Below are 11,715 nucleotides of genomic sequence, written 5' to 3'. Positions count from 1 at the left end.
GCGCCCGGCGTGCCCTTTTGCCATGGAGCCACCCCGCTCCGGCTCCCCGCATTCACGTGTGTCTTGGCCGCGGGATGCTGTGCCGGCATGGGGTCGTCGCGGCAATACGGCCTTCCAAAGTCCTCCGGATTCTTCCCGGACGGCCGAACCTAGACTCAGGAAATTCCTCTTTATGGCCACTGCGGCAAACCCGACGCGCGATGATTTCGCGGCACTGCTCAACGAAACGCTCGGCGGCGAGAACGAAGGCTTCGAAGGCCGCGTCGTCAAGGGCACCGTCACCGGCATCGAAAACGACATGGCCGTCATCGACGTCGGGCTGAAGTCCGAAGGTCGCGTCCGCCTCAGCGAATTCGCCGCGCCGGGCCAGAAGGCCGAACTCGCGATCGGCGACACCGTCGAGGTCTATGTCGACCGCGTCGAGAACGTCCACGGCGAAGCGATGCTGTCGCGCGACCGCGCCCGCCGCGAAGCCGCCTGGGACAAGCTGGAAGCCGAATTCTCCACCACCGCGCGCGTCGAAGGCGTCATCTTCGGTCGGGTCAAGGGCGGCTTCACGGTCGACCTGTCCGGTGCCGTGGCCTTCTTGCCCGGTTCGCAGGTCGATATCCGCCCCGTGCGCGACGTCACCCCGCTGATGGACATTCCGCAGCCGTTCCAGATCCTGAAGATGGATCGTCGCCGCGGCAACATCGTCGTGTCGCGCCGCGCCATTCTGGAAGAGACGCGCGCCGAACAGCGCACCGGCCTCATCCAGTCGCTGGCCGAGGGTCAGGTGATCGAAGGCGTCGTGAAGAACATCACCGACTATGGTGCGTTCGTCGACCTCGGCGGCATCGACGGCCTGCTCCACGTCACCGATCTCAGCTACAAGCGCGTCGGCCACCCGAGCGAGATGATCAACATCGGCGATACGCTGAAGGTCCAGATCATCCGCATCAACAAGGACACGCAGCGCATCTCGCTCGGCATGAAGCAGCTCGAGAGCGATCCGTGGGAGGGTGCCTCCGCCAAATACCCGATCGAGGGCAAGTTCACCGGCCGCGTCACGAACATCACCGAATATGGTGCGTTCGTCGAGCTGGAGCCGGGCATCGAAGGCCTCGTCCACGTGTCCGAAATGTCCTGGACCAAGAAGAACGTCCATCCGGGCAAGATCGTCTCGACGTCTCAGGAAGTCGACGTGGTCATCCTCGAGGTCGATCAGGACAAGCGCCGCATCTCGCTCGGCCTCAAGCAGGCGATCAACAATCCGTGGGATGCGTTCATGGAACAGCACCCCGTCGGTTCGACCGTCGAGGGTGAAGTCAAGAACGCGACCGAATTCGGTCTGTTCGTCGGCCTCGACGGCGACGTCGATGGCATGGTCCACATGTCCGACATCGCCTGGGGCGTCACCGGCGAGGAGGCGCTCGCGCTTCATCACAAGGGCGAGACGATCCAGGCCGTCGTGCTCGACATCGATCCGGAGAAGGAGCGCATCTCGCTCGGCATCAAGCAGCTCGAGCGCGGCGGTGTCGCGGTCGGCGGCGGCGGCGGTGCAGCGGCGGCCGCTTCGGGCGGTGCGTCCTCGCAGGGCGGCGTGAACAAGAACGTCGTGACCACGGTCACGGTGCTCGAGGTTCGCGACGGCGGTCTCGAAGTCCAGATGGGCGACGACGGCGTCACCGGCTTCATCAAGCGCATCGATCTCGGCCGCGACCGCGACGAACAGCGTCCGGAGCGGTTCCAGGTCGGCCAGAAGTTCGATGCGATGGTCATCGGCTTCGACCGGTCGAAGAAGCCCAACTTCTCGATCAAGGCCATGCAGATGGCCGAAGAGAAGCAGGCCGTGGCGCAGTACGGGTCGTCCGACTCCGGCGCGTCGCTCGGCGACATCCTCGGCGCCGCCCTCAAGGCGCGCAACGAAGACAGCTGAAGCCGGCTTGCCTGAAACGGCGAACCGGGGGCGCGAACCGAAAGGTTCGCGCCCCTTTTTTGTGTTTTTCGTACAAAATGAACAGCGCGCGCACCGGTGGCAACGTTGACCGCCGTCCGGATCGTCCGTTACGTGGCACGTCAGGTGGGGAGGGGGTCCGCACCGTCGTCCCGCCGACTCGCATTTCCGGATGCGGTCGCGATCGTGGAGATCGCATGATCAGGTCCGAACTCGTCGCCAGCCTTGCCGCTGCCAATCCCGGCCTTTCGACGGCGGAGATCGAACGGATCGTCACGCTCGTTTTCGACGAAATCGTGTCGCGGCTGGCCGCCGGCGGTCGCGTCGAACTCCGCGGGTTCGGCACTTTTTCCACCCGCGCCCGCGCCGCCCGCCTGGGCCGCAACCCGCGCACCGGCGATGCCGTCGCGGTCGACGCCAAACGCGTCCCCTATTTCAAGCCCGGCAAGGAAATGCGCATCCGCCTGAACGTCTGATCGGGCTTGACCCACGGGGCCCGATGCGGCCATCGCTGCGTGGGGGCCGGGTTCAGCACCGGCGGACGTGGCGAAACCGGTAGCCGCGACGGACTTAAAATCCGTTTCTTGTAAAGAGTGCGGGTTCGAGTCCCGCCGTCCGCACCCTTCCCGTTGTTTGTAGGCGGCCTCCGTCTCGCGCCAAACGTATTTATCTCAACACTCAGTTCCGTTTGGTTCGAGCCTGTCGAGAACCCAGCGCCGGGTTCTCGACAGGCTCGAACCAAACGGAATCAGGCGTGAAAGCTGTTTGACGGGACGAACGGTGAGAATCGCTCCCCCCCCAGCCCCAGCTTTCCCCACCCCAACCGCAACTCGGGTGCAAAACGGCGCATCGTCCGTTAAGGGACCACGCAACCCCACCCTCCGCCGCCGCTGCGGCAAAAGGACCGACATGACCGATTCCGTGGCAGTCGCCGCCTCCACCGCCGCCCCGGCCCCGACCGGCCTCGAACCCACCACCGCGCTTTCGGTCGAAACCGTGCTGTGGGTCCGCCACTGGAACGAACATCTGTTCAGCTTCGCGATCACGCGGCCAGCAAGCTTCCGCTTTCGGTCCGGCGAATTCGTGATGATCGGGTTGCCCGGCCCCAAGGGCAAGCCGCTGCTGCGCGCCTATTCGATCGCCAGCCCGTCCTACAGCGACGAACTGGAATTCCTGTCGATCGCGGTGGAAGACGGCCCGCTCACCTCGCAGCTCCGCCTCGTCCAGGCCGGCGACCAGATCTTCCTCGGCCGGAAGCCCACCGGCACGCTCGTGTCCGACGCGCTGCTGCCCGGCCGCCGGCTGTTCCTGATTTCCACCGGCACCGGCCTCGCGCCGTTCCTGTCGGTCGCGCGCGATCCCGACATCTACGACCAGTTCGAAGAAATCGTGATCGTCCACAGCGTGCGCCGCGTCGCCGACCTCGCCTACCGCACCGAACTGGAGGCCGCTTTCGCCGACGATCCGCTGATCGGCGAACAGGCGCAGGACCAGCTCGGCTACGTCCCCACCGTCACGCGCGAGGAGTTCCGCACGACCGGCCGGATCGACGCGCTCGTGGCGTCGGGCGAACTGTTCGTGCCCCCGCTGACCGGCGGACGTGAATTCGATCCCGAACAGGATCGGATCATGCTCTGCGGCAGCATGGCGATGATCAAGGACTTCGCCGCCTTCCTCGATGGCCTGGGCTTCAGCGAAGGCTCGAACGCCGCCCCCGGCCACTATGTCATCGAACGTGCCTTCGTGGGGTGACGGCCTCGGCGGTCCCGCGTCTCACGTCAGGATGCCGGGTCGGCTTTACCTGTCATCCACCAGCGTCGTCCCCGCGCGGGCGCAGATCGCCCTCTGGTCATGCGCCAGCTCCAGCCAAAGGGAGATCCCGGCCTGCGCCGGGATGACGTATCCGGAAGACGGCAAAGCGAGCCTGCTCCGGCGGCTGCGGCCACGTCCCAGGACCGTCCCGTGCGCCGAAGCAAAAGAAACCTGACCCCGTACACACTATGCTCTAGGTTAAGCCGCAATGCGGTATCTCCTCCTGCTCCTCCTGCTGCTGCCCGGCGCCTGCGACACGCGTGGTCACGCGCCCGACGACGCGCCGGTGGTGGTCAGCGTCATCGGCCCGCGGCCGCGCATCGTCGATCCCACCCGGCGCGGCTACACCCCGCCCGACGCGGTCCTGCTCGGCGCGGTGGCGCAGGGACTGGTGCGGTTCGACGCGGCCGGACAGGTCAACCCGGGACTGGCGATCCGCTGGGACGTGTCCGACGACGGTCTTTACTACACGTTCCGCATCGCGCCCGATGCGACGCTCGATGCCGCCGCCGTCGCCCGCCGGCTGCGCGCCGCGATCGCACCGGGCAGCGAAAACCCGCTCGCGTCCGAACTGACCGCCATCGCGGAGGTCCTCGCGGTGACCGATGCGGTGGTCGAAATCCGCCTCTCCGCCCCCCGCCCCGATCTGCTCCAGCTGCTCGCCCAACCCGCACTGGCGATGATCGGCACCCGCCCGCCCGGCGGCAGCGGCCCGTTCCGCATCCTGTCGCGTGACCGCGCCGGCGTGCAGGGTGCCGCCCGCGGTGCCGCGCGGCTGACCCCCGCCCGCCCGACCGACGATCCGACGGTCCCGGACGCCGTGCCCGATCCCGCCGCCGATATCGTCCTGCGCGGGGAACGCGCGGCGCTGGCGGTGGCGCGATTCAAGGCCGGGGCGGCCGGCGTGGTGCTGGCCGGCCGCTTTACCGACATCGCGATCGCGCGGGCCGATGGCGGCGCCGCCACCACGCTCCATATCGATCCTGCGACCGGCCTGTTCGGCTTTGCCATCGTCGACAATCACGGTCTGTTGTCCGCCCCCGAAAACCGTCTCGCGCTCGCGCTCGCGCTTGATCGGGACAGGATCGTCCGGCTGTTCGCCGATGGCTGGGCGGTCCGCACCGGAATCGTGCCGGCGGGCGGGGACGACTTGCCCGATCCGGTGGTGCCGGACTGGTCCGCCACGCCGCTGCCCCGCCGTATCGCGGTCGCCGCCGCGACGATCGCCGGCTGGCGCGCGCGGAACCCGGCCGTACCGCCAACCCCGCTGCGCATCGCGATGCCGGCCGGGCCGGGCGCGCGGATGCTCTACGCGCTGGCCGCACAGGACTGGCGGCGGATCGGGGTCGATACCGTCGCGGTCGCGGCCGATGCCCCCGCCGACCTCCGGCTGGTCGATCGGGTCGCTCCGTCGGGCAGCGCCGCCTGGTATCTCCACCGCTTCACTTGCGACCGCAGTCCGCTCTGCAGCGAACGGGCCGATGCCGCGCTGGCCGCCGCCCGCACCGCGCCTGATCCCGTATCGCGCACCGCGCGGCTGGCCGATGCCGACCGCAGCCTTGCCGATATTGGTGTGTTCATCGCCATTGCGTCGCCCTTGCGCTGGGCGCTGGTCGCCCCCAACCTCAAGGGATATCGCGACAATGCCCGCGCGATCCACGCGCTGGATCAGCTGCGCAGCCCGGATTAGGACCAGCCATGCGGATTTCCCCTGAACAGATCGACCGCATGGCCGCCGGCCTGCCCGGGCTTGGGCGTGACCCCGCAGCGGTCCGTGCCCGCGTCGAAACGATGGAACATCTCCTCGAACGCGCTTTCACGATCCCCGGCATCAACCGCAAGGTCGGCATGGACGCGCTGCTCGGCCTGGTCCCCGTCGTGGGGGACATCGCCACCGCCGCCATGGGCGCCTGGATCGTGTGGGAAGGACGCAATCTCGGTCTGTCCAAATGGCAGCTCGCACGGATGATGGGCAATGTCGGGTTCGATACCGCGATCGGCGCGATCCCGCTGGTCGGCGACCTGTTCGATTTCGCCTTCCGCTCGAACAGCCGCAACCTGGCGATCATCCGCCGGCATCTCGACAAGCACCACCCGGCAACCGTCGTGGTCGAAGGCGTCCGCACGCCGCATTCCTGACCGCACTATCCGGGAAAGCGCCCATCGCCGTCATCGCGGCGAAAGCCGGGATCTTGCCTGAACCTGACCGTCCCGCGTCACCGAAACGAGATCCCCGCCTCCGCGGGATAACGCTCGTGGAAGGGCAAACCATCAAGCTTGTCCGTTCCCCCAACCCCACTTGGTTCGAGCCCGTCGAGAACCCTGCGCAAAGTTCCAGACAGGCTCGAACGGAACGGCATCAGGCGCCGATCCATCCCCGGGATCATCCACCTCCGGGGAAGCGCCCTAACGGCCCCCGCCGCGCCAGATCCGCAACGGCGCACCCGCCGGCAGCCCGCCCTGATGCGCCGGGCATGCCACCGGCCTGTACGTCCGCGACAGGCAGATCCAGACCTCGTCCAGCCAGCCGTTGCGCGTTGCGGTCACCCGCATCATGTCCGCGCGCATGCCAGGATTGACGGCGGCAAAGGCCCGCGCGAACCCGCCCGCATCCAGCGTCCGGCGCGACAGCGCGTTCATGTCCGGATAGCGCAGCGTATCGTACAACCGCCGCGACTGCGCGAAATAGTCCGCCGGCCGGTCCGTCATGCACGTCCCGTGCTTCGCCCATTCATGCTGCAACAGTTGCGCGGACGGCGTCGCGCACAGGTTCGCGCGGACCACCGGTTTCGGCAGGACGGCAGTCGCCCGGCAATATTGCGGCCATTCCCTGCCCGCCCCGTCCGGCCACAATCCGTGCAGCGTGAAACCGAACTTCGGTCGCGTGCCCGCACATTGGAACGCGTCGCGCGCGCTGGCCTTGCGCGCCCGGCAATATTCCGGCGACCAGGTGATCGCCAGCGTATAGCTCGCGATCGGCAGCACGCGCCGCGGCTGGCTATCGGACGGCAGGTCCGGGCGCGGCGCGTCGACCACCGCCGGCACCGCACAGGACAGGGCCTGCGCGCCCGCCACGCCGGGCATCAGCAGCGCCAGTGCCGCGACCGCGCCGCGCGCGACCATCATCCGCGCACCCCGGCGAACCAGGCCTTCGCATCGCGCCGGAACAGCAGGTAGATCACCACGATCGCCAGCACGAACTGCGACACCGCCAGGATCGAGACAGGCCCCATCAGCGGCAGCAGCGGGATCGAGAACGGGAAGCTGACCACCGCGAACGCCGCCAGCACGACGATGATCCAGCGCGCCACGTTGCTCGCCTTGCGCGACGCCAGCAGCGCGATCGCGACGAAGATCGCGCTCAGCGCCCACTGGCCGAAGATCAGCGTCGCATCGCTGACCGGCAGTCCGCTGTTGCGCATCATCGCCGCATTCTTGTCAGCGGTCAGATACGCGGCCAGGATGCCCAGTAGCATCGAGCCGATATAGACATATTCGAACTGCACGATCGATTTCGGTCGCATGATATTCCCCCCCAAAGGTCGTGCCGCAGCTTAGCCCAAGCACCGGCCCGCGCAACTGCTGGCGGTCGATCAGACCGTGGTGAAATCCAGCCCGATATCCGCCGCCGGTGCTGACTGCGTCAGCCGCCCGACCGACACATAATCCACGCCGGTCCCTGCGATCGCCGCGATAGTATCCAGCCGGACGCCGCCCGACGCCTCCGTCGGCACGCGTCCGGCCACCTGCGCCACCGCCGCGCGCAGCGTCGCCACGTCCATATTGTCGAGCAGCAGATGCGTCGCACCCGCCGCCAGCGCGGGTTCGATCTGCGCGGCGCGGTCGACCTCTACGATGATCCGTGCGATCCCGGCATCGACCGCGCGCCGCACCGCCGCACCGATGTCGCCCGCCACGGCGACATGATTGTCCTTTATCATCGCTGCATCCCACAGGCCCATGCGGTGGTTGGTCGCCCCACCCGTCCGCGTCGCATATTTCTCCAGCACGCGAAGCCCGGGGATCGTCTTGCGCGTATCGAGCAGGGTCGCGCCCGTACCCGCCATCGCATCGACATAGCTGCGCGTCATCGTCGCAATGCCCGACAGATGCTGCACGGTGTTCAGCGCCGCCCGCTCCGCCGTCAGCAGCGCGCGCGCCGAACCCTGCAACCGCATCAGCACCGCGCCGGCGGCGACCTGCGCGCCTTCTTCCGCGACGATCTCGACCGCAACGTCGGCATCGAGCGCGCGGAAGAACGCCGCCGCGATCGGCAACCCCGCAACCGTCACCGGATCCCGGCTCGCCATCACGCCTGCGAACATCGCGTCGGCCGGAATGACCGCGGCCGACGTCACGTCGCCGGTCCCGACATCTTCCGCCAGCGTACCGGCGACGAACGCATCGAGATCGAAACCGGGCAGGGAAAAGGTCATGATCGCTTCTTTCAATGCCACCCCCGTCTCCACCGTCATCCCGGACCTGATCCGGGATCCAGGGACGCAAAGGGCAGCGCTTGTGACTCCGGACCCCGGATCAGGTCCGGGATGACGTGGGTTTGCGGCACCGGCTTGGCACTCTTAATCCCCCGTCACCCGCGCGAACCCCAGGTCGCCACGCCCGACCGACCCGGCCGCCATCGCCAGCATCCGGTCGAGCGGTGCCTTGGCCCGCAACCGCGTCGCCTCGTCGATCTCGATCCGCGGCTCCAGATCGCGCAGCGCGACGTACAGCTTCTCCAGCGTGTTCAGCGCCATGTACGGGCACATGTTGCAGTTGCAGTTCCCGTCCGCGCCCGGCGCACCGATGAACAGCTTGTGCGGCGCGGCCTTCTGCATCTGGTGAATGATGTGCGGTTCGGTCGCCACGATGATCGTCTGCGCCGGGCTCGACAGTGCGAATTCCAGGATCGCGCGCGTCGATCCGACCTGGTCGGCATGGTCGAGGATATAGGCCGGGCATTCCGGATGCGCCGCCACCGGCGCATCCGGGTGCAGCGCCTTCAGCTTCAGCAGTTCGGTCTCGGAAAACGCCTCGTGCACGATGCAGGCGCCCGGCCACAACAGCATGTCGCGCCCGGTCTTGCGGTTGAAATAGGCCCCCAGATTCTTGTCGGGGGCGAAGATGATCTTCTGGTCCATCGGCAGCTGCGCCAGGATCTTCTCGGCCGACGACGACGTCACGATGATGTCGCTGTGCGCCTTCACCGCCGCCGAACAGTTGATGTACGTCAGCGCGATATGGTCCGGATGCGCCGCGCGGAACGCCGCGAACTGTTCGGGCGGGCAACTGTCCTCCAGGCTGCACCCGGCATCCATGTCGGGCAGGATCACGGTCTTCTGCGGGCTCAGGATCTTGGCGACCTCCGCCATGAACCGCACGCCACAGAATGCGATGACGTCCGCATCGGTCGACGCTGCCTTGGACGACAGGTCCAGACTGTCCCCGACGAAATCCGCCAGATCCTGGATCTCCGGGTCCTGATAATAATGCGCCAGGATCACGGCGTTGCGATCCTTGCGCAACCGATCGATCTCGGCCCGCAGGTCCAGTCCGGCCAAGCTGGTGGTCGGTGCATTCATCCCCGTTCTCCTCGTGGAATGCAGATAGGGCGTCGCGACCCGCTTGTCAGGTGCCCGCATGCACGGACCCGAAAACCAACACCACAACCGTCATCCCAGCGGATGCTGGGATCCATTATCACTACGGTCGCAGTCCATTCACGACAGCGCACCGAACGCCGAGCGACGTGCGACAAGAACATGGCGAACCGTCACGGCCACCCGTCCGTCAAAGGCTGTTCCGCCCCATCACGACGCGCCCACCCGACCGGCGACGGAGTAATAATGGATCCTGACGTCCGTCAGGATGACGGCGTCTCAGGCGATACTTCCCGTCAAGGCAACGCCAGTATCTCCGCGATCGACCGGCTGCGGTCCAGCTGCGCATCGTCGCCGCCCGGCTCGCCCTCGTACCGCACCCGCACCGTCGCATCGACGCCCGCGATGCGCAGCGGCCGCACCAGCAGCGCCGCGATCTGCGCCCGCCCGTTGCGTCGCGCCGCCACGATCCGTTCCGGCGCGTTCGCCGTGCGACGCGCCACCGTCATGGCCCCCGCCGACGCCTTCTGCTGCAACGCCGCCATCGCCGCACGCGACACGAAAACGCCCGTCGTCCGGTCCACCGTCATGCGCGACTCGTCGACGTTCACCGCATCGACCCGTACGTCGGGCACCGTCACGATCAACGTGCGGCTGCGCGCATCCCACCGGAAATCGCGCCGGTCGAGCCGCGACAGATCGACGAAGTAGCTCGCTTCGAATGGGGCCTTCATCACGCGGTTGGACACCAGCATCCCGCCCATCCGCGTATCGGACGCGACGCTCTGCGCGATCCCGCCGATCCGCGCCACGCGCAGGTCGCCCATCGGCTGAAACGACGTTACCACCGCTTCGGCCACCGCACGCCCGCCATCGTCGGTCCCCACTTCGTAGCGGCTGGTATAATGGCGATAGCCGATCGTGCTGGCGGCGACGGCCAGCACGATCACCGCGATTCCGATCGCCCATCCCGGCACGATCCCGCGCGTCGGCGTCTTCAGTTCGTGCTCGCCCATGCCGCGCCCTCCCGCATCACCAGCCCACGCCGTTCCAGATCGATCAGATGCGCCAGCACCGATCGCGCCGCCGCACCATGCAGCGCCTCGGCCAGTCCGGCGTACATCGTCGCAACCAGCGCCTCGACGCCGGCCGGCCCCGCCGCCAGCCGCCGCAGGATCTGTCCCTCGCGCTGCCGGCGATGGCCCAGCATCCCGCGCACCAGCCGCTGCGGCCGGTCGACCGGATCGCCATGCCCCGGCCAGAACACGGCCTCGTCGCGCCCGACCAGCCGTTCCAGGCTCGCCATATAGGCGCCCATGTCGCCGTCCGGCGGCGACACGATCGAGGTCGACCACCCCATCACATGGTCGCCGCTGAACAGCCCGTCCGCCTCGGGCAGGGCATAACAGAGATGGTTCGACGTGTGCCCCGGCGTCGCCACCGCGCGCAACGTCCAGCCCGCGCCCGACACCGCCTCCCCGTCCGCCAGCACCCGGTCCGGCGCATAATCGAGGTCGTAGGCCGCATCGACACCGCCGTCCGCGCCCGCCGCCGGCACCAGCGCCGCACAGCCGACGATCCGCGCACCGGTCGCGGCCTTCAACGATACCGCCGCCGGGCTATGGTCGCGGTGCGTATGGGTGCAGACGATCGCCACGATCCGCTCTCCCGCGGTCGCCGCCAGGATGGCCGCGGCATGGCCCGCATCCGCCGGCCCCGGATCGACCACCGCCACTTCGCCGCGCCCGACCAGATAGGTCTGTGTACCGGTATGGGTATAAGCCGACGCATTGGGCGCGGTCAGCCGCCGCACCAGCGGATGGAGGATGGTGACGTCGGACATGCGCTACGCCTCCTCACATCCTCGAAACGTCATCCCGGCGCAGGCCGGGATTACCCTTCGACCAAGCGCCACCCCAAGCCCGAACGAAATCCCGACCACCGCCGGGGATGGCGACGGCAACGCAGGATCCGACCAGCAAGCCCTCCTCCCAATGGGGGGGAGGGAAACGCGCTTCAGCCCCGCACCACCTTCTTCTCGTCCAGCAACTCGGCCAGTTCGCCCGCCTCGTACATTTCCATCATGATGTCCGATCCGCCGACGAACTCGCCCTTCACATAGAGCTGCGGGATCGTCGGCCAGTCGGAGAATTCCTTGATCCCCTGCCGGATGCCCTGGTCCTGCAAAACGTCGACCGTCGCATATTCGACGCCCAGATGATCGAGGATCGCGATCGCGCGGCTGGAAAAACCGCACTGCGGGAACAGCGGCGTGCCTTTCATGAACAGCAATACGTCGGCGGATTGCACGGCGGTGGCAATACGGCCCTGGGCGTCGTCGGTCATGGCATGGTCCTCGAAATCGTC

12 protein-coding genes and 1 tRNA gene are annotated in these 11,715 nt (G+C 67.7%); 6 read left to right on the top strand and 7 right to left on the bottom strand.

Features of this window, described 5'->3' with window-relative positions; genetic code table 11:
- The first annotated feature begins 172 nt into the window (after positions 1-172).
- The 6 genes from rpsA (at position 173) to BKY59_RS12445 (ending at position 5,887) form a co-directional block, all read left to right on the top strand.
- Positions 173-1,918, top strand: a complete 1,746-nt coding sequence (rpsA, locus tag BKY59_RS12470; RefSeq protein WP_076071962.1) for a 30S ribosomal protein S1 — start codon at positions 173-175, stop codon at positions 1,916-1,918.
- 215 nt (positions 1,919-2,133) lie between these two features.
- Positions 2,134-2,412, top strand: coding sequence for an integration host factor subunit beta (locus tag BKY59_RS12465; RefSeq protein ID WP_076071960.1), 279 nt, complete (start codon positions 2,134-2,136; stop codon positions 2,410-2,412).
- Positions 2,413-2,473: 61 nt separating this feature from the next.
- Positions 2,474-2,556: transfer RNA gene (locus BKY59_RS12460), tRNA-Leu, on the top strand.
- Between the two features lie 289 nt (positions 2,557-2,845).
- The gene (locus BKY59_RS12455; RefSeq protein WP_076071959.1) at positions 2,846-3,688 is read left to right on the top strand and encodes a ferredoxin--NADP reductase; all 843 of its coding nucleotides are present in this window, start codon (positions 2,846-2,848) and stop codon (positions 3,686-3,688) included.
- A gap of 268 nt (positions 3,689-3,956) precedes the next feature.
- The gene (locus BKY59_RS12450) at positions 3,957-5,438 is read left to right on the top strand and encodes an ABC transporter substrate-binding protein (RefSeq protein WP_076071957.1); all 1,482 of its coding nucleotides are present in this window, start codon (positions 3,957-3,959) and stop codon (positions 5,436-5,438) included.
- 8 nt (positions 5,439-5,446) lie between these two features.
- Entirely contained in the window at positions 5,447-5,887 is a 441-nt protein-coding gene (locus tag BKY59_RS12445) for a DUF4112 domain-containing protein (RefSeq protein ID WP_076071956.1), read from the top strand.
- 267 nt (positions 5,888-6,154) lie between these two features.
- On the opposite strand, the gene BKY59_RS12440 is transcribed toward BKY59_RS12445, so the two are convergent.
- The 7 genes from BKY59_RS12440 to grxD form a co-directional block, all read right to left on the bottom strand.
- Positions 6,155-6,871 (bottom strand): ribonuclease T2 family protein, encoded by a 717-nt coding sequence (locus BKY59_RS12440; protein WP_076072388.1) that lies wholly within the window; start codon positions 6,869-6,871, stop codon positions 6,155-6,157.
- Positions 6,871-7,272, bottom strand: coding sequence for a hypothetical protein (locus BKY59_RS12435; RefSeq protein ID WP_076071954.1), 402 nt, complete (start codon positions 7,270-7,272; stop codon positions 6,871-6,873). Before BKY59_RS12435 ends, BKY59_RS12440 begins: the two co-directional genes overlap by 1 nt.
- A 69-nt stretch (positions 7,273-7,341) precedes the next feature.
- Positions 7,342-8,184 carry a carboxylating nicotinate-nucleotide diphosphorylase gene (gene nadC, locus BKY59_RS12430; protein WP_076072386.1) on the bottom strand — a complete coding sequence of 281 codons (843 nt, stop codon included), beginning with the start codon at positions 8,182-8,184 and terminating at the stop codon, positions 7,342-7,344.
- 144 nt (positions 8,185-8,328) lie between these two features.
- Positions 8,329-9,330 (bottom strand): quinolinate synthase NadA, encoded by a 1,002-nt coding sequence (gene nadA / locus BKY59_RS12425; protein WP_076071953.1) that lies wholly within the window; start codon positions 9,328-9,330, stop codon positions 8,329-8,331.
- A 314-nt stretch (positions 9,331-9,644) separates the two neighbouring features.
- A complete protein-coding gene (locus BKY59_RS12420) occupies positions 9,645-10,364 on the bottom strand; it encodes a DUF4230 domain-containing protein (protein WP_083672115.1) in 720 nt (239 codons plus the stop codon).
- Positions 10,346-11,191 (bottom strand): MBL fold metallo-hydrolase, encoded by an 846-nt coding sequence (locus tag BKY59_RS12415; protein WP_076071951.1) that lies wholly within the window; start codon positions 11,189-11,191, stop codon positions 10,346-10,348. Before BKY59_RS12415 ends, BKY59_RS12420 begins: the two co-directional genes overlap by 19 nt.
- A gap of 173 nt (positions 11,192-11,364) precedes the next feature.
- A complete protein-coding gene (grxD, locus tag BKY59_RS12410) occupies positions 11,365-11,694 on the bottom strand; it encodes a Grx4 family monothiol glutaredoxin (protein ID WP_076071950.1) in 330 nt (109 codons plus the stop codon).
- Between the last annotated feature and the right edge of the window lie 21 nt (positions 11,695-11,715).

Source organism: Sphingomonas montana (assembly GCF_001956315.1).
GTDB lineage: Bacteria > Pseudomonadota > Alphaproteobacteria > Sphingomonadales > Sphingomonadaceae > Sphingomonas_R > Sphingomonas_R montana.
This window is presented reverse-complemented; position numbering and strand designations above follow the sequence as displayed.

Excerpts from the sequence above, each read along its gene's own strand:
- BKY59_RS12435 (WP_076071954.1), bottom strand. The coding sequence starts at position 7,272 with ATGCGACCGAAATCGATCGTGCAGTTCGAATATGTCTATATCGGCTCG.
- nadA (WP_076071953.1), bottom strand. The coding sequence starts at position 9,330 with ATGAATGCACCGACCACCAGCTTGGCCGGACTGGACCTGCGGGCCGAG.
- BKY59_RS12450 (WP_076071957.1), top strand. The coding sequence starts at position 3,957 with ATGCGGTATCTCCTCCTGCTCCTCCTGCTGCTGCCCGGCGCCTGCGAC.
- BKY59_RS12415 (WP_076071951.1), bottom strand. The coding sequence starts at position 11,191 with ATGTCCGACGTCACCATCCTCCATCCGCTGGTGCGGCGGCTGACCGCG.
- BKY59_RS12445 (WP_076071956.1), top strand. The coding sequence starts at position 5,447 with ATGCGGATTTCCCCTGAACAGATCGACCGCATGGCCGCCGGCCTGCCC.
- BKY59_RS12420 (WP_083672115.1), bottom strand. The coding sequence starts at position 10,364 with ATGGGCGAGCACGAACTGAAGACGCCGACGCGCGGGATCGTGCCGGGA.
- BKY59_RS12455 (WP_076071959.1), top strand. The coding sequence starts at position 2,846 with ATGACCGATTCCGTGGCAGTCGCCGCCTCCACCGCCGCCCCGGCCCCG.
- nadC (WP_076072386.1), bottom strand. The coding sequence starts at position 8,184 with ATGACCTTTTCCCTGCCCGGTTTCGATCTCGATGCGTTCGTCGCCGGT.
- BKY59_RS12465 (WP_076071960.1), top strand. The coding sequence starts at position 2,134 with ATGATCAGGTCCGAACTCGTCGCCAGCCTTGCCGCTGCCAATCCCGGC.
- grxD (WP_076071950.1), bottom strand. The coding sequence starts at position 11,694 with ATGACCGACGACGCCCAGGGCCGTATTGCCACCGCCGTGCAATCCGCC.
- BKY59_RS12440 (WP_076072388.1), bottom strand. The coding sequence starts at position 6,871 with ATGGTCGCGCGCGGCGCGGTCGCGGCACTGGCGCTGCTGATGCCCGGC.
- rpsA (WP_076071962.1), top strand. The coding sequence starts at position 173 with ATGGCCACTGCGGCAAACCCGACGCGCGATGATTTCGCGGCACTGCTC.